At 50.9% G+C, this 22,080-nt stretch carries 19 protein-coding genes; 4 read left to right on the top strand and 15 right to left on the bottom strand.

From position 1 onward, the window contains the following. The first annotated feature begins 131 nt into the window (after window positions 1-131). Window positions 132-1,940 (top strand): UvrD-helicase domain-containing protein, encoded by a 1,809-nt coding sequence (locus EKM73_RS01695; RefSeq protein WP_125700259.1) that lies wholly within the window; start codon window positions 132-134, stop codon window positions 1,938-1,940. Window positions 1,941-2,006: 66 nt separating this feature from the next. On the opposite strand, the gene EKM73_RS01700 is transcribed toward EKM73_RS01695, so the two are convergent. From EKM73_RS01700 to EKM73_RS01740, 9 genes are all read right to left on the bottom strand, one after another. Further along, window positions 2,007-3,050 carry a zinc-dependent alcohol dehydrogenase family protein gene (locus EKM73_RS01700; RefSeq protein WP_125700260.1) on the bottom strand — a complete coding sequence of 348 codons (1,044 nt, stop codon included), beginning with the start codon at window positions 3,048-3,050 and terminating at the stop codon, window positions 2,007-2,009. 74 nt (window positions 3,051-3,124) lie between these two features. Continuing rightward, window positions 3,125-3,604: a flavodoxin family protein gene (locus tag EKM73_RS01705; protein WP_164508818.1), complete on the bottom strand. Its 480-nt coding sequence runs from the start codon at window positions 3,602-3,604 to the stop codon at window positions 3,125-3,127. Window positions 3,605-3,895: 291 nt separating this feature from the next. Next, on the bottom strand, window positions 3,896-4,342 hold the full coding sequence (locus EKM73_RS01710) for a MerR family transcriptional regulator (RefSeq protein ID WP_125700262.1): 447 nt from the start codon (window positions 4,340-4,342) through the stop codon (window positions 3,896-3,898). Between the two features lie 21 nt (window positions 4,343-4,363). Continuing rightward, window positions 4,364-5,017, bottom strand: a complete 654-nt coding sequence (locus tag EKM73_RS01715) for an NAD(P)H-binding protein (protein WP_125700263.1) — start codon at window positions 5,015-5,017, stop codon at window positions 4,364-4,366. Window positions 5,018-5,320: 303 nt separating this feature from the next. Then, window positions 5,321-7,312: a cation:proton antiporter gene (locus EKM73_RS01720; protein ID WP_125700264.1), complete on the bottom strand. Its 1,992-nt coding sequence runs from the start codon at window positions 7,310-7,312 to the stop codon at window positions 5,321-5,323. Window positions 7,313-7,646: 334 nt separating this feature from the next. Continuing rightward, complete coding sequence (locus tag EKM73_RS01725; protein ID WP_125700265.1) at window positions 7,647-8,408, bottom strand: hypothetical protein; 762 nt, start codon at window positions 8,406-8,408, stop codon at window positions 7,647-7,649. Window positions 8,409-8,667: 259 nt separating this feature from the next. Continuing rightward, window positions 8,668-9,627 carry a beta-galactosidase small subunit gene (locus EKM73_RS01730; RefSeq protein WP_125700348.1) on the bottom strand — a complete coding sequence of 320 codons (960 nt, stop codon included), beginning with the start codon at window positions 9,625-9,627 and terminating at the stop codon, window positions 8,668-8,670. After that, on the bottom strand, window positions 9,611-11,497 hold the full coding sequence (locus EKM73_RS01735; protein WP_125700266.1) for a glycoside hydrolase family 2 TIM barrel-domain containing protein: 1,887 nt from the start codon (window positions 11,495-11,497) through the stop codon (window positions 9,611-9,613). The genes EKM73_RS01730 and EKM73_RS01735 overlap by 17 nt, the downstream gene beginning before the upstream one ends. 177 nt (window positions 11,498-11,674) lie before the next feature. Beyond that, complete coding sequence (locus EKM73_RS01740) at window positions 11,675-12,196, bottom strand: helix-turn-helix domain-containing protein (RefSeq protein ID WP_125700267.1); 522 nt, start codon at window positions 12,194-12,196, stop codon at window positions 11,675-11,677. A gap of 217 nt (window positions 12,197-12,413) precedes the next feature. Between EKM73_RS01740 and EKM73_RS01745 the strand changes: the two genes are divergently transcribed. After that, window positions 12,414-13,313 (top strand): hypothetical protein, encoded by a 900-nt coding sequence (locus EKM73_RS01745; protein ID WP_125700268.1) that lies wholly within the window; start codon window positions 12,414-12,416, stop codon window positions 13,311-13,313. A 291-nt stretch (window positions 13,314-13,604) separates the two neighbouring features. Here EKM73_RS01745 and EKM73_RS01750 read toward each other — a convergent pair whose 3' ends face one another. From EKM73_RS01750 to EKM73_RS01765, 4 genes are all read right to left on the bottom strand, one after another. Continuing rightward, entirely contained in the window at window positions 13,605-14,201 is a 597-nt protein-coding gene (locus tag EKM73_RS01750) for a pentapeptide repeat-containing protein (protein WP_125700269.1), read from the bottom strand. Between the two features lie 102 nt (window positions 14,202-14,303). Continuing rightward, the gene (locus EKM73_RS01755; protein ID WP_125700270.1) at window positions 14,304-15,194 is read right to left on the bottom strand and encodes an EamA family transporter; all 891 of its coding nucleotides are present in this window, start codon (window positions 15,192-15,194) and stop codon (window positions 14,304-14,306) included. A gap of 87 nt (window positions 15,195-15,281) precedes the next feature. Continuing rightward, window positions 15,282-16,577: a YhgE/Pip domain-containing protein gene (locus EKM73_RS01760; protein WP_125700271.1), complete on the bottom strand. Its 1,296-nt coding sequence runs from the start codon at window positions 16,575-16,577 to the stop codon at window positions 15,282-15,284. A 134-nt stretch (window positions 16,578-16,711) separates the two neighbouring features. Continuing rightward, window positions 16,712-17,350: a TetR/AcrR family transcriptional regulator gene (locus EKM73_RS01765; RefSeq protein WP_125700272.1), complete on the bottom strand. Its 639-nt coding sequence runs from the start codon at window positions 17,348-17,350 to the stop codon at window positions 16,712-16,714. Between the two features lie 231 nt (window positions 17,351-17,581). Here EKM73_RS01765 and EKM73_RS01770 point away from each other — a divergent pair, with 231 nt between their 5' ends. Continuing rightward, on the top strand, window positions 17,582-18,772 hold the full coding sequence (locus EKM73_RS01770; protein ID WP_125700273.1) for a helix-turn-helix transcriptional regulator: 1,191 nt from the start codon (window positions 17,582-17,584) through the stop codon (window positions 18,770-18,772). 81 nt (window positions 18,773-18,853) lie between these two features. Here EKM73_RS01770 and EKM73_RS01775 read toward each other — a convergent pair whose 3' ends face one another. Both EKM73_RS01775 and rbsK read right to left on the bottom strand, forming a co-directional pair. Beyond that, a complete protein-coding gene (locus EKM73_RS01775) occupies window positions 18,854-19,108 on the bottom strand; it encodes a CsbD family protein (protein WP_125700274.1) in 255 nt (84 codons plus the stop codon). A 187-nt stretch (window positions 19,109-19,295) separates the two neighbouring features. Further along, a complete protein-coding gene (gene rbsK / locus EKM73_RS01780; RefSeq protein WP_125700275.1) occupies window positions 19,296-20,219 on the bottom strand; it encodes a ribokinase in 924 nt (307 codons plus the stop codon). Between the two features lie 250 nt (window positions 20,220-20,469). Here rbsK and EKM73_RS01785 point away from each other — a divergent pair, with 250 nt between their 5' ends. After that, window positions 20,470-21,843, top strand: a complete 1,374-nt coding sequence (locus tag EKM73_RS01785; protein WP_125700276.1) for a DHA2 family efflux MFS transporter permease subunit — start codon at window positions 20,470-20,472, stop codon at window positions 21,841-21,843. The last annotated feature ends 237 nt before the right edge of the window (window positions 21,844-22,080 follow it).

Below are 22,080 nucleotides of genomic sequence, written 5' to 3' on the forward strand. Positions count from 1 at the left end.
GGAGAGCATCTGGCCTCAGGTAAAACCGGCCACGCCCTTTCCCCCATAATTATTATACCATGGCCACGTTAACAAAAACAGACTAGTCATTGCCACCAAAGGGCGTAAACTAGGGGCTCGGAGGTGATTGGATGTCACAATCAGAGGCACACCACTTACAGGTGATCTATCAGCGTTTAACCAGCGATATCGATCGGTTAACGGCCCAGTTGGCTGATCTGAGTCAGTCCGCACGCGCCATGAAACAGCAGCTGAGTAGCGAAGGTCATCTCGACTTAGGGACCTTCAGTGATCAGTTGGAGACCTTTGCCAGTATTGAGGCCAATAATCGGCAGATTGACACGTTAAATGCCCGCCACGATACCGCGGTGACGCGACTGGCCCACGCCCAATTCTTGTTGCCGCAAGCTTACTTTGCCAAACTCCAACTCGACTTTGGGGATGGCGACCACGAGGCGCTTTACTTAGGCAAGGTCGGCTACACCGATGAAAATACCAACGACCTTATTTACGATTGGCGGGCGCCCGTGGCTGACGCGTACTATGCCAACCGAACGGGCGCTACTAGCTATCAAGCTAACGGTCGCACCATCCCCGTCACCGTCGTTTCTCGGCAACAATTTATCATCGACCACGCCACCCTCCAACAGACGATTGACACCGACGCGGCCATCGGCGATCCCCTCTTGCTCGATGTTCTCGCCAGCAATCGCAGTGGTGGTCTGCAGGAAATCACGGCCACCATTCAACAGGAACAAAACGCTATTATCCGCGAAAACAGCCAGCCGACGGTCATCGTCGACGGCGTAGCAGGTAGTGGCAAGACGTCCGTGCTCCTCCAGCGCGTGGCTTACCAACTGTACCGTCACCGAGACAGCTGGACGCCGGCCGATATCCTCATCTTAACGCCCAATGCTGCCTTCAGTCGCTACATTCGCGGCGTGTTACCGGCGCTAGGCGAGGCCGAACCACTGAGCACGACCTATTCGAATCTCGTCGGCTCGTGGGGGCGTCGGTTTGGGCTGACCATTTCCACCACTCACGGCAACCACCTCGTCGAACTGGCCGAAATCATCCAAGCACCATTATCTAAAACACCAGCTGGCCTAGCCGAGGATGCGTACGTCCAGTCCAGTGTGCACGACAGCCTATTAACCCGCATGCAGCGGGCCTGGCGATGGCTACAAGCCGTTGGTCGCCTCCCAGAAGACGTCAGTCAATGGCTCGACTGGCCGGCATTGGCCCATCAACTGGGCCTGGCTGAGCTGACGCTTTATGACCAATTGTATCTGCTCATTCGTTTCACAACCTACCAACAAACAACGACGGCTGCCCTTTTCGTGGATGAAGCCCAGGACTATGCCGCCGATACCTGGCTCTTTCTGACCGCCCTCTATCATAACGCCGAGCTGACCATCGTTGGCGACCACCGCCAGCGGCTAGCAGGACAGGCCGTCACCATCTCCGATTACTTTGACCCGGCGAAGACGGCCGTCCTCCACCTCACCACGAGTTACCGCGCGACGGGTGAGATTACGCAGTTTTTCGCGCAATTCGCTGGCGACTGGCAAACGACGATCCAGGCGGTACAGGCTGCGGGGACACCGCCACGCCAACTCGCAGCCGCTGATTTGAAAACCACACTCGCTGATCTACCAGCGACCACCGACCAAAGCATTGGTATCCTCACCCCCTCAGCAAAGGCCGCAGCCGAACTTGCGGAACGCCTGCCAAATGCACAGCTGATTACCAGCGATGGCACACGCACCGTCCGGCCCGGCATCAACATCCTCCCCCTAACCGTAGCGAAGGGCTTGGAATTCGACTTCGCCGTAGTGACCGATTGGGAGGCCAGCTTCTATCAGGACCCACAATTCGGTAATAACCGGCGTTACGTGGCCGCCTCGCGGGGAACTAAAGGGTTGCTTTTGTTACACTAACTCACGTAAACAAAAAGGCCCACGTCAATCAGACGTGGGCCTTTATTATTAATAATTGTAAATTAATTAATCGCTAATAACTAATAATGACTTGATAGCTTCACGCTTATCCATTGCGGCATAAGCCTCCGCTACGTGGTCAAGGTCGAAACGCTGGGTGAATACCTTACCGGGGTGAATCTTACCGGTCAAAACGGCATCCAACAACACGTCGCGGTCATAAGTCGTGACGGAAGCAATTCCCCCACGCAGGCCAATATTCTTCCAGAAGAGGTTGTTCGTGTTCATTTCAGCCTTTTGTGGCACGCCGACGCGGCCAACCACGGCTCCAGCCCGGCCAACTTTAACGGCCGTATCGACAGATTGGGCCGTCCCCACACATTCCAAAACAGCATCGGCACCAGCGCCGTCCGTTAGTTCCATGACGCGCTTAACCGCGTCATCCCCACGTTCAGCCACCACATCGGTCGCCCCGAACTCTTGGGCTAATGCTTGGCGATCGGCATGCCGGCTCATCGCGATGATTCGTTTGGCACCACGAAGCTTGGCGGCAATCACACCACACAGACCCACGGCGCCATCACCCATGACCATGACCGTGTCGCCGTCCTTGACCTCGGCGGTGGCAGCGGCATGGTACCCGGTCGCCATCACGTCGGCCAACGTCAACAGGTCGTTGAGTTGGGCATCGGAATAATCGCTAGGTTGGCCAGGAACCTTAACCAGCGCCCAGTTGGCATTCTTGAAGCGTAAATACTCGCCTTGGTAGCCGACGATTTCGTCATCGGTCCGGGCGTTTTCACAGTTACCATCGAATCCAGCTAAGCAGGCCGCACAGTGACCACAACCGTGTGTGAACGGTGCGATAACAAAGTCGCCGGGCTTAACGTTGGTAACTTCACTCCCAACACTTTCCACGATACCAACGGCTTCGTGCCCGACCGGCGTATTCTTCTGACGGTCATTGATGCCACGGTACCACCACAGGTCGGAACCGCAGACACAGGCCCGTACAATTTTTAAAACGGCGTCCGTTGGGTTCTTGACCGTTGGCTTTGGTAACTCTTGGGCTTCAACCTTGCCCGGTTCGACAAATACTGCTGTTTTCATTGATTCATCCTCCATTTTTGATCGATACAGTCAGTGTAGACCTTAAAGTGGACTTCAAGACAAGCAAAATCTGCTTAATTCTGGAAATTACGCCACCAACCACGCAGCACCTGTTGGTCACGAGCCAAGTCACCAGCCATCATCCCGAGCCCCATCACAAAGGTTCCCCGCGGAACCAACTGTTCGAAGTCATCCTCATAGCCGCCAGGATTGCCCGTATCCGTATAGAATGGCGCGACAATTCCCTGAAAACTAGTCAGTTGTTGCAGAAAGCTACGCACCGGTGTAGCAACCTTACCGTTCCAGACGGGCCCCCCAACCAGCAGCGTTTGATAGTGACTAAGGTCTGGTTGTTCATTGGTCAGCGTCGGCAACTTGCCACTCGAAAGTTGTTGACTGGCGACGTCAGCGGTCGCAAACATATCGGGTGGAAACGTCCCTTGCGTGACGGTCAAATTGACCTTGTCGGCCCCCGTCACCTGCTGTAAATCAACGGCCATCTGGGCGGTCGTTCCGGACCAGGAATAGTCTACAATCAAAGCTGAGCTTGCCATCTGAAAATCTCCTTCATGTTTCATCTTGTGTCTAGTATACCGGGTTATAGTCCCTCTAAGTCAATGCTTAGCTCAGGAATCGTATTAACCATATATTTATTATAGTTATTAACTGTTTAGGAAAAGCAAGGGCTCAGCCACCCCCATTATCGCGGTGACTGAGTCCATTCTAAACTTCGCTGACTTAACACGATTCGGCAGCTCACCAATTGTGCCTGCCATGCACGGCTCCTCGACAATCTAAATAGACTAAAAAGGGACGGCTCCCTCATACAAGGCCATCCTTCATCATTAATAGTTGGTCAACCCATCGCCATCTTCGGTCGGCTTCTGCGTAACCTTATCAGCATGTTGACGCTCCAACTCGCGGAGCTCTTGTTCCGTCGATTCCATGTGGTCGTAGAAGTGGTTGAGCTTGTAATTCAGGTGGTCAATGGCCGCCTGCAAGTCACCGTGCTTTTCTTCCATCACGCCGAGCTGTTCCTGCAGAAGGGCCTTTTGTTCCTTGGTATTGTCCTCCTGAGCATCAAACAACTCGATGTAACGCCGAAGATTTTCAATGCTCATCCCCGCTGCTCGCATTTGCGTGACAAACGTAATCCTCCGAATGATCCGGTCGTCGATGTCTCGGTTACCAACCGCGGTCCGGTCGATAGGTGGAATCAATGATTCTTTTTCGTAGTAGCGAATCGCTGCGGAGGAGACCCCCGTCTTTTCGCTGGCTTCTTTAATATTCATTTTATCTTCGCTCCTCACAGATTAATAAACAGGTCGCTCTTGGCCCTCGGTATCAGGGTCAGCCATCCCAATACTATCGCGACTGTACTGGATAGGATCAGCGACAATGTGCAACACAACATCGGCAACACTCTGCCGTGACCCGGAAACACCATTGTAGGCTTGATCCTTGGTGGTCACCACGTATTTAATGCCGCGGTCATTCAGCCAAGGCAGCCGCAACGTCGTGTAATCTAAGCCAGAATCGGCCAATAGTTTATCGGACTCGCGCGCCGGTGCCATGCCAGCACCGATCATTTCTGAATTCCACCGACCAAATTCACTACCGACTTCATTGTACAACCCTAGGACATTAGCGAACAGCACCCGGGAAACATTGTTGGCCTTCATCCCGGCAATGACGCTGTTGGTCAACCGATTCTGCTGGTCATGGTCTACGACGGCAACAAATACTAGGTCTTGGCCGACCATGGCAGCACTCACGGCAGCGGGGTCGGTGATGTCCCCTTCAACCAGCGTCACTCGTGGATTGTTTTGCAAGTTGGCGAGCCGACTGGTGTTCCGTAAGAAGAGTGTCAGGTCAACGTCTGCGAATTGGTCTTCCGTTAAGACTCGGTGTTCTACGATTTGGGCAATTTGCCCGTTAGCTGCTAAAATCATTACTTTTTTCGTCATTATTAAAATTCCTTTTCTCACGCTTGAATGACCTTAAGTTAAACCTTCATGTGTACTTCAAGGCAAGGGAAAAGTTTGAAAGATTCAAAAAAGATGATTGCTACCTCATTTAGTAGCGAATCATCCCTAAAGTGTTAATTAATTTTCTCTTTGCCAATCGGCTCTTTGCGCTCAAAGTTACCGATATCTTTTATCTCAGACCGGAAATCAATATCACTGAAAGACCCATTCAACCAAGGATTCGACCTCTGCATTTTATTAGTCAATACGTCACCCTCCTTTAATTACCAGAAGCACTTAATATTAAGCTAAAAATGCCGCGCGATTCTGCAAATAACTCATCTCATCATAAATAATCTGTTCTTGCAAATCATCTGCCACCACCGTCGACATTTCACCTGAGGCTAATTTGGCTTGGACCAATTCATACTCCGTGTGGAACGCCGCCAAGAATAGTTGGTAGACAATGGCTGGATCAACCTCTGCCGCGTTGAGTTGCCGGCAGCGTTCGTTGTAGTAGCGTTGGACAACGTCAACCGCCGTACGATTTTCGACAGTTTTCACCGCCGCTAATTTTGCCGAAGCCGCCTGATTGCCGACTGCCTCAATGGGCCGGATATCCTCGCCATGCTTCTCAAACCACCGCTGCCAATAGATCTGCTCCATCACCAAGGGCGACGTCATGAAGGTATCCTGAGCCTTCTGGATATCGTGATACATTTGTCCCATGTGCACGCCAAACCATACACGCAAAATGAGATTCTTCCACCACCGCTGATCAACGGTGAAGCGACTGTATTTTAGAAAACGCCGATAGTGGCTCCACGCCTGCTCGGTAATCTTACCGTCTTCATGCAGTGCCTTTACGGCTTGTTCTTCCACCTGATCGGCCTGACGGAACACTGCCCGCTGCTGACGGCGACGCGGGGCCTGCTGCCATTGAAATTGCTGAAGTAACGCATCAATGACAATCTGACGTTCACTTGGATGAGTCGTTTGGCCTTCCAAATCTTCAATCGCTGCCAACCGCATCCGGTGGTGCCAAGCCATTATCGACTCGGTCTCCGTTGGCCCCGCCTTTAAAAGGTGTGGCAGGGCAAAGGTCGGCACTAACAGGCTCAACAAAATAACCACGGTCGCCGTAAAGATCAGCGACCCCCGGAGCGCAAAGGGTTGCCCCTTAATCAACAGCGGCAAAGAGAAGGCTAAGGCCAACGTAATTGTGCCGTTAGCCCCGCTCAACGCCATTAGCCAACTGTCCGACCACCGATGCTTGCTGGGTGCATGCATCCAAACAAAGTACCGCGACCAGACTAGCCGCATCACGAACTTCAGACTGTAAATGAAGATTCCCGCTAAGGTGAGTTGCCACCACAGGACCTGTTCATTTTGCCAAACGGCCTGGAATACCCGTGGTAATGAAATCCCGAGCAGCACGAAAACCAAGCTGGAGGGAATGCCATTAATAACCTCCCAAACGTTGGCGCTGACCATCTGCATGCGACTGGACGTCATGCGCAGGTGTTCCCGCTCGCCACCTTGAACTAGGCCAGCTGCGACAACCGCCAAGATTCCCGAAAAGCCTACCCGATCCGCCACATAGTAAAGGACGAATGGCGTCACCAGTTCGATGGTCACTAAGACCAATGGCGAGTTATCTCCCCATCGAATCAACAACTGGCGAACCCAGGCAATGGCCAATCCTAGGAGTGCCCCGAGTAAGAGTCCACCCAGGAACTCCTTTCCAAAGTCCAGTAACGCGGTACCCACTGCAAATTTACCGGACACATACGTCGCGATTGCGAGATCAAATGCCACAATACCGGAAGCGTCATTGAATAGCGATTCATTTTGAAGAATCGTTTGCGGAACCCGGTACTCCTCACTCTCCGGCGCAATCGCACTCACTGCGGAGGCATCCGTTGGCGTCACCACTGCACACAGCGCAAAGGCCAGGCTGAGTGGGAAGATGGGAAATAACCAGTGGACACCCATGCCCACGACCAGCACCGTCAGGACAACCAAGACGATTGCTAGTGAGAAAATATTAACGATTCCCCGACCAACCCAGTAACGCGAAACATTTTCCGATTCGTTATACATAAGCGGGGCAATAATGGCAAATGTAAATACATCTGGACTGAACTGAAACCCATGGTACAGTGGGAAAAATGCAAATAATAACCCTAAACCAATGAGAAAAAAAGGTTGTGGTATTCGCGGACAATGTTTCCCAAGAACATTGCCCCCCACGACCGCAATCAACAAAACCAATACTAAAAATACAGTTTCCATCCGTAACCTCCATCCCGCTAATCAAATTAGAAAAATTAAGCTAGACATTCTCCAAAAAAAATCACTAGCACCTAATCTTAATTTGATCGATGGCCGCACAACTTCAACCGCCATCGCCGATTGTTGCGTCCACTGCACACCTTAAGCACAACTAACGGTGGACGCTCGGCTCGTTAAATCATTGCGTCACACCAAAATTGGCGTGACCATTCAACTTGTCTGCAGGTCATTATAGCATCAAATAGATAACGGTTTCAGCTTAAATTTTCATGTATGGGTTACTCTGGAAACTATTTCAGATTCAATTGCTGATGCGTTTGTTCATCAAAGTTGCTTAATTCCAATCGTTATTATAATCATATGTCTCATATGAATAGTCATCGCCATCATCATTGTCCTCATAATCTGAGTAGTCACTATTGGCGGTTAAGTCAAACGTTTCCTTGAAAGTATCGTTTGACTTAGGTCCCTTGGACCAGATGACCAATTGATCATCACCTGAAAATTCATATTCATCAAAGTTACCTTCAACGCTAATTTTAAAATAGCCTGAAGCATCTGCCACCGTACGGGCTTCCTCATCTCCACTAATAGAAACTTCCGCATTTGGAATCGTGTAACCACTCACGAATGAATCGAAAATATCAGGAGTTCCTGATAACTTGATAAAATTGCTAGGCTTATAATCCTCCAAGTATCCCTTGATATACAGTGCATCAGAACTGTCAACATACCGCTTAGTACTCATGCTCAGCGACTTTACGTTTGCATGATGGTCAACTTCTCTGAGTTTGTATTTAAACGTCAACGTCTTGCTCCCAGCAAATTTGCGCTTCAAATGGATGGTATAACGTGATTTTGCCGAACCAGTGACGTAAGAAATCTTGTAGGTCCGTTTGCCAGCATGCAAAGACTTTTTATTAAAGTAGATATAATCTCCAGGAACGTCGTCCATCTTCCACTGGTAGTTCCACTTTCCTTGTAAAGCTTTTGGTACTGTATGCTGATGCTTGGCCGCTTGTGCTGTCGTGACCGACATGCCAGACAAACTTGTGGCACTCACTGCAAATAGCGCTAGTGCGATAATCTTCTTCAAGTTTCTTCCTCCCCAGGAAATCATTTAGCCTTGATCATTCAGATGGCCATTATCCAAAACTACATTTTTAGCAGAAATATACATATCTTTATAAATAGGCGTTCTGTTCATCTACCCTTGAATCATATCAGATATACCATTAAATTCCATCTATAACGTCTTATAAATTTAATTGTATATTAATTATTATTTACATTAACTATGTAATAAAAAAGACGACCGTTGTCGTCCTTTTTCACTTAATCTTTAGTTAACACCTTCAAGCCAGTCCAGCAATCTCAAATTGGAAATCATGGTCCTGATCCCCAGCGATGTGATACTGCGGTTCAACATCAGCGCCCCAACTGTCGATACCGCCCACACCGCGAACGGCACCGTAGACAGTCAACACGGTTCGCCGTGGTGCCGGCAGTTCTTCCTGATGCGTCGCATTTTCCAGCTCTAATGGCGTATACGGTAGGCAGCTAAAAGCAAATGGCGCGTCATGCTTCTGCAGCGTGATACCAAAGGGCTGGTGGTCGGGATCGGCATTATTTAGCGTGTGGTCTCGCGTCACCGTGACCCAGTCATTCGCCATATGCATCCCACATTCCTGAGGTACCAGGTACGGCGTCACAGGCAATCCCGTCACGTGGTAAGTTCCCGGTTGTCCCCCGGCCATACGATCCGGATACGTTTCCCCCGAAAGGCCTTGGTAGTCAAAGCCACTAGCCGCCGTAGGCAACACGAAACGTAACCCCAGCGCCGGTAACTCTGGCAAGCCAGCGGCGCCGCGGTAGTGGACCGCAACCGAGAGTTTCCCCGTGGCATCCATGAGGTAACTCACAGTTACCGTCGTTGCCGGGACGGTCGGTGTGGTATACGTGAAGGTAACTGCCACCGTAGTCGCCGTCTCGTGGTCACTGTAGCGATTGTTCTCTGGCGCAATTGGTAGCGGAATCGACTGACCATCCACAGCCACCGCCACTTGGGTGCAGTGGGTAAAGGCATCAGCTCCCAGCCACATCGCCGATTGCTGCGAGAAGCCGTTTCCCCGGTCATTATCGGTCGTGGCGCGCCAAAACGCTGGCATCGGCGTCCGATACAACCATTCTTTTCCGTAGCGCACTAGTGATTCCAAGCCGCCGCGGTCGTAGGCGAAGATATAACGAAAGTGATCCCCACTAACGCCCAACGTGACGTCGCCATACGTCACATTTAGTTTAGTCGTGTTGGCCATACTCATAGCGCACCTCCTGCAAAGCTGGCTTAGGGGTTCGGTCGGCAAAGAGCAGCCCGTCGCCCGAGAATTCATAATCTGAATGGCGGTCATCAAAGTCCCCACCATAACGTAGGACTGGCTGACCGGTCACTTCATCTTTTACCCAGAGTGCCTGGTCGATGAAGTCCCAAATGAAGCCACCCTGATACATGGGGTAACGATCAATTAAGGCCGTATAGCTCGCCATGCCACCGAGTGAATTTCCCATATCATGCATGTACTCACAGTCCAAGAATGGCTTGGTTGGTGACTCCTGCAAGTATTTTTCAATCTCCCGGGGTGGATTGTACATCCGACTCTCCACATCAGAAATGCGGTCAGCATACGCCCGATTCTGAAATACCCCTTCGTAGTGGGTCAACCGCGTTGGATCGACGTGATGATAATAGGCGTCCATCGCAACTAAGTCTTCACCTGCATAGGATTCATTTCCCAACGACCAGAATAGGATGGCTGGATGATTTTTAAACATTTCATAGTTACTCTTTGCCCGATCAAGCACCGCCAGTTGCCACTGCGGCAAGTCGCCAGGAACGTTGTAAGACGGCTCTACGGCGCCCATCTTCTGCCAAGTGCCGTGCGTCTCCAAGTTATTTTCGGCCATCATGTAAACCCCGTGTTGGTCGCACAAGTCGTACCAGACTGGCTGATCCGGGTAATGGCACGTCCGCACGGCATTGATATGATTGTCCGCAAAGACTTCCAAGTCGTGGTGCATATCGGCCGTCGTCACCGCGCGCCCCCGGTGGGCATCCCATTCATGACGGTTAACGCCATTTAAAATCAACCGCTGACCATTCAGCATGATCACCTTGTCCTTAATTTCCAGTCGCCGAAATCCAACTGGATAAGGAATCACTTCGACCAAGTCGCCAGCAGCATTATGTAAACAGATCCGCAAGTGATAAAGGTAGGGATCGTGATGTTGCCACAGATGGACGTGCGCGATTGTTGTGGTCGCTGTCAGCGTATCGACTACGGCTTGTTCCGTAGTCCACAACGGTTGCCCCGTTGCATCTTGTAATGTGATGACCGCTGTGCCCGCAAGCTGCTGTGCGGCTGAAAGTTGGAGCTGTAAATTGAGCGTCCCAGTGGTCAATCCAGCATCTACCGTGGGGCGAATCGTCAGGTCTTCCAAGTGAAGAGCGGGCTTCGCAGCCAACCGGACGCTCCGGAAGATTCCAGAGAAGCGGAACATATCCTGATCTTCAAGAAAAGCGGCCGTGCTGTGCTTAAAGACTTCAACCGCTAGTAAGTTCTCTCCGGGCTGGAGGTAGCGCGTCAGGTCAAACTCGGAACGGCTAAAACTATCCTCGGCATAGCCAACGAAATGGCCGTTCAGCCAAAGATACATGGCTTGCTCGACGCCATCAAATTCAATGCTGACCCGCTGATTCTGCAGTGCTGGCTGCAACGTGAATCGTTTAACGTAGGCGCCGACTGTGTTTTCGGGGTCTTCGCTAAACATCCCATGAGCCGGTTGATCAGCGCCCATGCTGTATGCGGGCCGGCGATAGTGCTTGCCCTCCCAAGGATAAGCCGTATTGATATACTGAATCTGGCCGTAACCGGCGAGCTCAATGTGGCCTGGAACTGTAAGTTGGTCAAAATCGGACCGATCATAGTCCGGTTGATAAAATCCAGCTGGCCGGTGTTGTGGGTCGGCCGCAAACTGAAAGTCCCAATTACCATCGAGACTCTGAACAAGACTGCTTTGACCCGCTTGGGCTTCCGCAACCGTCGCGTAACCGCGATGATCACTATGGGCCGGCAACTGATTGATACGAAACGTCTGGGGATCATCAAGCCAAGTAAGATCTGCTTGCATTTGTATTTCCTCCTTCATGAATTGTTACCCCTTTCATTATACTCTCCTTGCGACCACCACAACCCGCAACCATTAATCGATTTCGCCACCCAGTAGAGGAAAATATAGGAAATTAATTTCCCGGGTTATTTTCTGCACAAAAAGGACCGGCTCACAGCCAGTCCCCAATTTACTCAGTTAGCCTTGTTCCCGTAACCCGTCCCAGAATCCCATGATGAAGTCCATAATTTGTGGCATCAGCAGTAAACCAAGGACCGCGATAGCAACGACGATGACCAGTCTCGACAGTGCGTACTGCCGGCGCTGCTGATTCCGATAGATCATCCCTAATAGGATGATGACGCCAATCAGTAGGGGTATCTGTACCCAATCCGACAGAGTTGCCGTGTGAATACCCAGGGCTAATGCCACCACAGCCAAGGGTATGGCCACTCCCAAACCACCAACGACAATCAGTCCCAATGGCCCCGTCACTGGACGGTCAAACGTCCGTCTCAGGTCGATGTCGTCACGGACTAAGTCATCGATGGTTAAATTGAATAAGTCACTGATCAAGACCACATTGGCAAAGCTCGGCAGCGCCGTCCCCTGCTCCCACTTTGAAACTGACTGCCGCGAGATCTTTAAACGATCAGCCAAAATCTGCTGTGACCAGCCCCGTTGTTTCCGCTGAATCTTTAATTGCTCCCCAATTTTCATACACTCTCCTCCTCAATTCCTGCTTCTAGCATACTAAACAATGCTCCCGATGACACGCATCCTCTGGTTGCCGCGGGAAATTAGGAGAATATAACCCGGGTTAACCCCCATTATTTTGAAATTTCTACTCACAAAAAGAACGTTTGTTCGTTTATTTTCATCTTGGTTTCCGGTATACTTATCATATCTAATTTTTCAGAGGAGGTCCGGCGTCGGCATGCACAAATTCATTAAAATCGGGTCAGGGATCATTGCACTGCTTGCCGTTATCTGCGCGGGATGGCAAACGGCTAGTGCCCAGACTGAACGGCCCAGCGCACTGGTCAAGGTTGGTAATTTTACGGCCAGCACCGACTTCTTAAATCTCAGTCAATACTACGTGCTCACCCGGACGATTAAGGTCAAGGTCAATTACGTTCCCACGCACAAGGTCGGTCACGCAATCAACCGCGATTTCAGGCTCCCGGTTGGGACAGTCGTCGCGGGAAATCTCACGAGCACCAAATCTGGAGACTTCTTAGTGCCCGGTCTCCAACTATACTTATCGCGGCTGAGTTACCCCTTGATTCAACAGAGCGCCCCTGTCGGCTACACGATTGACCCCGGCGCTGGCGCCTATGATCCTCAGGCAACGCTCAAGGCGACCGATAAGCTGACGGCCTTCAAGCGGATTAAGGCCCCCGACTTTATGCCCGGATACAGCCACGGTGACCTTTACTTGGGTGGCGCCAAGGCAGCCCTGAGCGCTGTTGAAACGACTACTTCGAGTATTCGGGTCACGCCAGATGGCTACCTCGAGTATCTGAAGTACGATGCCAAAGCCAATGCCGGCTTAGGCTTCATGCAGAAGCCCACTGGCATGGCTAAGATCACCAAGACGGACTTTCACGACCCCTATCGCGTGCTGTACTTCGCCCACGATATTTCAGGTCTCAAAACTAAACGCGTCAGTCATACCGGATTATATCAATACCGCTTAACACTAAAGAACCTCCACGACCCGCAGCATAATGCCGGTAACGAGGACAAAGGTATCGCCGGCACCTTTGACAGTTTGTATCACATCGGTGGTCACACCTACTTTACATTTATCGGTTACGATGGCGTGACTGGGTAATTATCTGCCAACTACTCATGTGTACAATCATCATCGTCTTCAAGACTTTTGGTATTCCCCACACAACATGCTATACTCGGGCCAACAACCCAAGGGAGGTCCGCATCATCAGAGGAAAAGTTCTGAAAACTATTTTGGCGATTATTATTCTTGGTGCCACAGCGAGCATCTGCTTGGGCCACTGGGGAACGCGCGCCGAAGCACAAGCCGACTTACCCCAAGTAACCCTGACAACGACTAACTAATTCGCAAAAAACGAGTGACCACCACGGCCACTCGTTTTAATTTACGTTAATCCTCAATGTCCAATCCTAGTGCCGCCGCAAACGTCACCGCCTGGAGTGCATCAATCTTACAGCCCCGTACCAATCCCGGAGTAAAGACCAGCGCGTCAATATCACTGGTCCGCAGATCAACTAATTTCAACTGGCTCTCCGAAAAGTCGGCGCGTACCAGTTCACACCGGTTGAAACTCAGTCGCCGCTTGACCGTCACCATCTGGAAACTCGCCTCGTTCAGTCGCGTCTCGCTGAAGTCACAGCCGGTCAGGACGGCCTCTGCGAAATTGGCGTAGTCCGCCCGCGTTTCGCTGATGGTCACGTCCTTGAGTCGGGCCGCAGTAAAGTCACTGCCCAATAACTGGCAACCATCGAATTGGCACCGATACAAGTAACTCTCCTGGAATTGGCAATTCAAAAATTGGCAGCCTTGAAACTGGCAATCCAGCCACTCACTATTTTTAAAATCCGTCTGTTGAAACCTACACTTCTCGAAGGTAACCTCTTCTACCCGAATATCTTGGTTGGAATAAGTCAGCTCGCAGTTCACGTACTGGTTACCGGCTTCCAACGCATCTAGCGAAAGGGTCTCGCCCGTTACAGTTGCCATGTACTCGTCTCCCTTAGTGGTTTTAGTAATCCTAGAATACCACGAAAAAGTCCCGCCACGGCAATTGACCGCAACGGGAACCGATTTGTTTCACATGAAACATTAGCGCAACTGATTTTGTCGGCGCATCCCCCAAACGTTAGGAAGAATCACGGCACCAATAATCACCAGCACTCCCACAATCTGGAGCCAATCGACCTTTTCACCCAAGACGAGAAAGGCAATCGTGATGGACGCTGGTAATTCCAATGAGGACAGAATAGGACCGATTCCCAAGTCCAAATACTGCATGAAGATCGAGTACGCCACCAATGGAAAGACCATAGAGAAGATGGCAATCCAGAAGGCCCACTTCACGGTATCAAACGTCACTGGTGCCGACACAATCTGTGGCCCCCAGACGACCGAAATCAGGATAAACGCGCCGATACACAGCAGCCACGTCTTACTCAACGGGTCCAGGTTATTTCCCAACATTGCGGTGAATTGAATCGTGCAGGCGTAGGCACATGCCGCCAGAAACGCCAGGAATAAGCCCCACAACGACAACGGTTGGGTAATTGGAAAGAGGCCCGCAGCCAACACCGTCCCAATCAAGACTAGGACAATGCTCACGACCTGCAGCCGAGTCGGTCGGCATTTATGCAGGATGCTGCCCAGCAGAACCGACAGCCACACGGCCTGCATCAACATGACCGCCGCGGCCGCAACCGGAATTAATTTCAACGACTGAATGTAGAAGGTATTGGTAAACCCGGAAGCCGTCCCGGCCGCCATAACCGCCAGCAGTTGCTTCCAGTTTGTATGCTGGTAACGTAGCCAGCGACGACGCGCCACGTGAATAATTCCCAGGATGATCACGGCACTCAGAAACGACCAGAACAACAGTGGCCCGTTGACCACACCCTCACTACGCGCAATCTTCATCAAGGTGGCTGGAACCCCAAAGCTGATGGCGCCCAATGCCACAAAGAATGGTGCTATTTTTCGCAAAAACTTTCACTCCATTTCGTAAAATCTCACCATTCCATTATACGCTTCGTGTGTTGGCCCTGCCTGTCTCGACATGAACAGTTCCAATTACGCCGTTACCGCGTCATTTCGATGATCATAGAAGAACGCCAGCGTCCCCAAACTAAAGACCACCACGATACCGACTAATATCCAGCAAATTCCGGCAATCGAGCCGCCCAAGGAAATCGTGTGCCGTAACCCAGACATCGCAATCGTCATCGGCAAATACGGATGGACTGTCCGATAGAGGGGATTGGTCAGTGCAATGGGATAGGTGCCACCCGAACAGCCAATCTGAAAGATCATGAAGATCAGCATTAGCCAAGCACCGGTGAGCCCCAGCCATAAACGGAAGAACGTGACCAGACTGAAGAATGCTAGCACAATGAGCAGCGAGAGCAGATAGGTCTTCCCCGGCTGGAGCGGTCGTAAACCATTGATGTCCCGGACCCCTAGCCACATGGCCGAGGCCGCCAGCATCACAAATGCCCAAAGCATCCCCATCTTGTCTAGCCACGCCAATGCAAAGTTTCGGTATTTCCCGTGACGTTTGCCCGCATCGTAAATGATATTCAAGGTAATGCAGCCAACAAAAAGTGAAATTGCCATAAAGTAAGGTGCCATGCCGGTTCCATTGTTGACGACCGACGTGACATTGTGCTGAACCAGCCTGATTGGCGCAGCCAACGCCCGCAACTGATACGGCCGCTTAGACTGCTGCGTCAACCGTTGACCACTGTGCGTCAGTCCCTGAATGATTGCTTCATTCGTTTCGTTGGTCAGCGCGGCCGGAGCGCCTGCCGCACTGGCTCGAACCACCTGCTGTAACTGACCAGCCGTGGCGACCAAACGTCGGCCGGATTGCACCGTCTGCTGTTGAATTGCCACCAGTTCGGCTTGAATCACAGTTTGGTTAAGCGTGGCCTGCAGCTTTTGCATGGCAGTACTAGTCATCTTAGCAGCCACCGCGCTCTGCCCAGCATCCGTTTGATAGGTTAGTCGCAATGTTTCAGGATGACTTGCCAGCCGACTTAATTGAGACGATGACTGCCGTGGAATCGTCAAGACTAAATAAAGCTTCCCCGCACGTAGTTCTCGATGGGCCTGCCGGGCGGCCATCCGGTGGAACTGCAATGACTTACTGCGTGTGAGTTGCCGCGTAACGGTCTGCCCCCAATGCATCGTCGCCGTCGCTCGGTCCTGGTCGACCACCGCCATTGGCAGGCGATGAAGCTCGCCATACGGATTCCAAACGGAGGCTAACAAAATTGCCGCATACGCCAGTGGAATCACCAAAATTCCCAACAAGATACGCCAAACCGTTGGATGCTGCTTGATATAGGTCCATTCATGAAAATTCATGATCTCATCCCCCTTATCTCAAACGAGTGAACGAATCATTCATTCGAATTGCCCCCAGTTTAACCACTGACGTGTAAAAGTCATTTTAAAGTGATTAAAACTGCGGCGTTCACTCGTTGAGATAACGAAGGGCCTTACTGATAGCTCCGGCGTAACATCTCTCGAACGACCGCGATCATCCGGTCATCCTCACCGTGAGCCATCTCCATCTCGAAGCTGTCATAGCGCTTGTGCGCGCACCACCAGAAGACCAGATCGACCACGATGACGCCGTTACGCTGTGGCTCTGGAATCGCCGATAGTTTTTCCGCGATAAAAGCCCCTACCTGTTGATACAACGTCTGCCGTTGCTGGCGATAGAGTGCCGTCAACGCTGGATTCACCGTTGGATTGTGCTCCAAAATCAAAAAGTATTGCCCGTACCGTTCGAATGCCTGAAATAATGCCGTCAAAAGGTCATCGAAGCTCGCGGCCTTGTGACTAGTCAATTGCCGATTCCAGTCGGCATAGGCTGCCTGCGTCCGGTTGACTAATTCCCGTGGATCGACCGATTCCAATGGATAAGTCTTCATCGTCATTGTGGCTGTCGGCAGGGTCGTCAAGAACACATAGTCCAAGAGCGCCGCCTTACTGGTAAATAATCGATAGAGTGTCCCCACTGCGAGCTGCGAGCGCTGCGCAATCATCTGCATCTGTGTCTCATGATAGCCCGGCTGAATGAACAATTCACTCGCCGCTGCATAAATCCGTTGTAGCTTTTCTTCATCCGTCATCGTATTTGCCCCCTTTCTCCTATTAAACCCACAATCCTATAAAAACACCGCTTAAATCTCTTTAAGCGGCGTAACTTTGTCAGTGAGTTTACCAACCATCAATGTTTCATGTGAAACACTTCCAAACCACTGCTAGTAATTTTTGACAGGCTAAGGTATAACTGATGTAGCGTTTACATGCGAACACAAACTTTACCATAAGCGCCCATCCAGCAGAAAGAAGGCCGTCCCTTGTCCCTTGACCAACTCTATCTAGAAGCTTTGGCGGTCCCCGCCGCCATCTTTAAAACCGTCCAGCATCGACCGAAGATCACCTTCAAGCAGGGTAAAATCTTAACGTCAGCGTACATCGCCCTATTTCACGAAATACCCGACCACGAGGCCATCATCACCGTCTTTCGGCACAGTCAGAACCTGTTTTCAATCTGTCTTAAACAGGCTGACCTCACCTATATCTTAGGTCCTATCCTGGTCACCGACGTCACGGCCCACGATCCCACCGATAACGAAGCCCGCACAATTTATCTGCCACAAGTTTTAAGTACATACTCGATTACACGCGACCAGTGTCTAACACAGATCCTAGCGTTGACGCAGATTATCCACTTATCCATGACTGTTGAAGCCGTGACGACCGCCTTCGAACAGGCCCTGCGTTCCGATCAGTTCAATGACAAACTGATTCTGGTCAACTTCGATGACGAGGGGGCTCACGTCAGTTATGCCTACGAAAAGGCGCTGAAAACCGCGGTCGAGCTGGGTAAACCCTCCATGGTCCACGACGCCTTCGTTGGGCTGGTCAACTCCGGTCGCATTGGCATTCTCGCGGACGGCAGCAACCTCCGTAATATCAAGAATTGGGGCATCATTAGTACTTCGGTCACGCTCAGAGCGGCCATCCATGCCGGCATGGACTTCGACCAGGCTTACTCGCTCAACGACCACTACGTCCGTACCCTGGAAACACTGACAACCTACGACGACGTCATGACCGGGATTGAAACGATGATCAAGGACATGGCCCAACGCGTTCATCAGCTCAAGAGTGTTCATCTGTCCGCACCGGTTCGGCGGGCCTACCAAATCATCATGAACAGTCCCGAATCCAACATCACCGTGACCCAACTCGCCAATCAGCTGGGATTATCACCACACTACCTATCGACCCTTTTCAGTGCAGAGATCGGCGTGCCCATCTCGCGCTTCAAGATTCTGGTCAAAATTAATCGGGCCGTTGAGATCCTACAGACGACCAATCTGCCCCTCTCAGAGATTGCCGCAATTTTGAATTTTACCGATCAAGCCTACCTGACGCGCGAGTTCAAAAAGTTTGTCGGTGTCTCTCCTAACAAAGCGCGTAATAATCCCCATTTAACGGATGACTGGCACTTATATAACTTCACAAGTATCAATATCGGTTAGTTATTAATAAGTCAGGACTGGGATTTCATCCCAGTCCTGACTTTAAGTTCATGATTTCGTTGTAACCAAGCGTCACTAACCTTACGCACCAAATTCAGCTTTCACATCATCAACAATATCTTTGACTTCGCCGCGACCTTCTTGCAAATTGCCTTTAGCCTTGGCGCTCACGTCGCCGGTCAACGTTCCCTTGATTTGTTGGGCCTTGCCAGCGACCTTATCGACGGCGTTATCTGCCCGGGACTGCAATGCTTTAAGTTGCTCTTTGTCCTGAAGAACGAGATAGGCTAGGGCCACGTTGGCTGCTAAACTAAAACCTAAGAGTAAATTTTTCATTGTAGAGGTCCCCCTTTAGATTGGCTAATGATTTATATTAGCTTTGAGTATACGGGAGACAAGACGCCGACGCAACGAATATGCTCATTGCCTGTCTAATATTTATTATTAATAATTGATTATTAAAGTGGCCGACCAGTCAGACCCGGTCGGCCACTCATTTTAACTTAGACAAATTAGTTGTTACTTAACTCGGTTGATACATCGCCGCAACTTCCTCAGCGGTTGGATAGGACTTCTGCGTCCCCCGCCGCGTCACGGTGATGGCGGCATATTCATTGGCGTGCCGCAATGCCTTAGGTACCGTCTCACCCTGGGCGTAGTAATTGGCAAACGATCCGATGAAGGAATCGCCTGCACCAGTGGTATCGACTGCATCGACTCTGACCGCATCAATCAGCTGACTCGTCGTGGCACTGACCCACAGCACGCCGCGAGATCCAATCGTGACCAGCACGTTCTTCACGCCCATATCGACTAAACGTTGCGCGGCCCGCGAGATTTCATCCATGGACTCCGTTGGTAAGCCGGTCAACGTCGCTAATTCCGTTTCGTTTGGCGAGAAGAAGTCCACCCGCCGCACGTGTTCCATGTCGAGTTGCTTGTTGGCGGGCGCTGGATTCAGGAGGACCGGTACGCCATAACGATTGGCCAAGTCGATGGCATGATAGTTAGTCTCCAGCGGAATTTCCTGCTGCAACACAATTAACTTCGTATTTCGAATCATATCGAGATGCTCATCCAAAACGGCCGGTGTTAACTCACTATTGGCCCCCTTGACGATGAGAATGCGGTTGTCAGCCGTTGGGTCCACGAAGATCGGTGCGGCACCACTGTTCTTATGACCAACACCAACGCCAGACACATCAATGTTTGCGGCTTTGAAGTTGGCCAGTTGCTGTTCTCCGAAGCTATCGTTACCAACCATCGAGATGAAGCTGACCTGGGCACCTAACCGGGCAGCGGCCACGGCCTGGTTCGCACCTTTACCGCCAAAACCCATCGAGAAGTCATCGGCCTCAACGGTTTCGCCCGCCACCGGCATGCGCTTAATATACGTCATGAGATCAATCATGTTTGACCCAATTACTAACACATCACTTTTTTTCATACCTGGACACCTCTTTATTTCTAAACTAACACAAATCGCCTGTTATGTAAACGCTTTCAAATCTTTTCACAAAAGCGTAAAGGGTATGAATAAGTATATGCGATAGTGATTGCCATCTGCTCATATTTTCTGAAAGGCGTGCTCGTAGGACTCACCGCAAGTAAGAGTTGCCTAGACCAATTGACTAACCTCACAATTATCAGTATCATTGGAGAAGTTGTGCAAGTTTAATAGAATAGAAGGCCGTTTAATGTCAAAGGAAATTAAGCATTCGTTATTTATCATGGTATTTGGCACTTTCTTCGGCATCCTATGTTCCACTCTGATGAATGTAGCATTACCAACGTTCATGACCGTGTTTCACGTCAACTCGTCCACCGTTCAGTGGATCAGCAACGGCTACATGCTAGTGAGTGCGATGATGATTCCTGTCAGTGCCTACCTGATTAAAAAGTTTACGTTTCGCAGACTGTTCATTCTGTTTTCCGTCATTTTTCTGATTGGAACACTACTCGGCAGTCTGGCACAGAGCTTCTGGATGTTGATTCTGGGCCGCATGATCCAAGCTACCGGTTCAGGTGTCATGATGCCGCTAGTCAATATCCTGGCGATTCGCTACGCCGCGCCCACCAAAAAAGGCGCGGTCATGGGGATCGTTGGTCTGGCCTTCAACTTTTCTCCTATTATAGGACCGACATTGTCCGGGGTCATCCTGACCTACATGTCGTGGCGGTACCTGTTCATCCTGGTGCTCCCCTTCATTCTGCTGGATCTCATCTTGGCCTACTTCTACCTGCCAAGTGTACCCACGAATGAATCGCCGACCTTGGACCGTTGGGGCCTGTTTCTCATTAGCTTTGGTGCGTTAGGGCTGTTGTGGAGCTTCTCAAATGTAGGCCAGTACTCACTGGTCTCCCCATTTGTCGTCGCCCCATTTATCATCGGTCTCATCCTAACTATCATCTTCATCCGGCAACAATTACATAGCACGAACCCCTTGATCAATCCTAAAATTTTCAAGAGCGTTCAGTTCACCACGGCCACCAGCCTCAACGCGTTGATTGTGGCTACCATGTATGGGAACACGATTCTGCTGCCCCTCTTGATCCAGTCGATCATGCATCAAAGTCCGATTATCTCTGGAATTGCGCTGCTGCCTGGTGCCTGTCTAACAGGGATCATGTCGCCAATCAGTGGGCGGCTCTATGACCGTTACCCCGTGCGGCGAATCGTCACAGCTGGCCTGTTGATCGACTGCTTTGGGACTATCATGCAGGCGTTCATTGACGTCAACGCTTCCGTGGTCATGTTGACGGTTGGCCAAACGATTCGGCAATTGGGACTCGTCTTGATTCTGATCCCGATTCAAACACACGCACTGACCCACCTGCCCAACCGGTTAGTTGCTGACGGTGTTGCGACGTTTAACACTCTCCGGCAGATTTCCGGCTCATTTGGGACCGCGATCATCATCGCCACGATCAACTTAGCCACTAAGTTCTTCACAACCCATCCCAATGCCCCACAAATGGGGATTCAAGCTGGATTTACCATGTGTCTGGTCTTCTTGGTCATTGCCCTGGGCGTGTCAGTCAAACTCATGACAATTCGCGAAACCAATTAAGGTTGACTTCCCGCAGTACCCGTGCGATACTATCCAATGGTGCCAAACCAAGGTGGGGGTACGCGATCGGTGCGCAAGCATTCAGAAGGTCGCCGCACCTCACCACTGCCATCCCGAGTAGAACGCGGGATGGCTTTTTTTGTATAGAGAGTGAAGCAAGCCGCTTAGATTCTGAGCATTAGGGAAATAAGGAGCTTCTGTTCGGCTACGCCGGACAGGAGTTCCTTATTTTTCTAA

The sequence above is a fragment of the Levilactobacillus fuyuanensis genome, from assembly GCF_003946395.1.
Taxonomy (GTDB): domain Bacteria; phylum Bacillota; class Bacilli; order Lactobacillales; family Lactobacillaceae; genus Levilactobacillus; species Levilactobacillus fuyuanensis.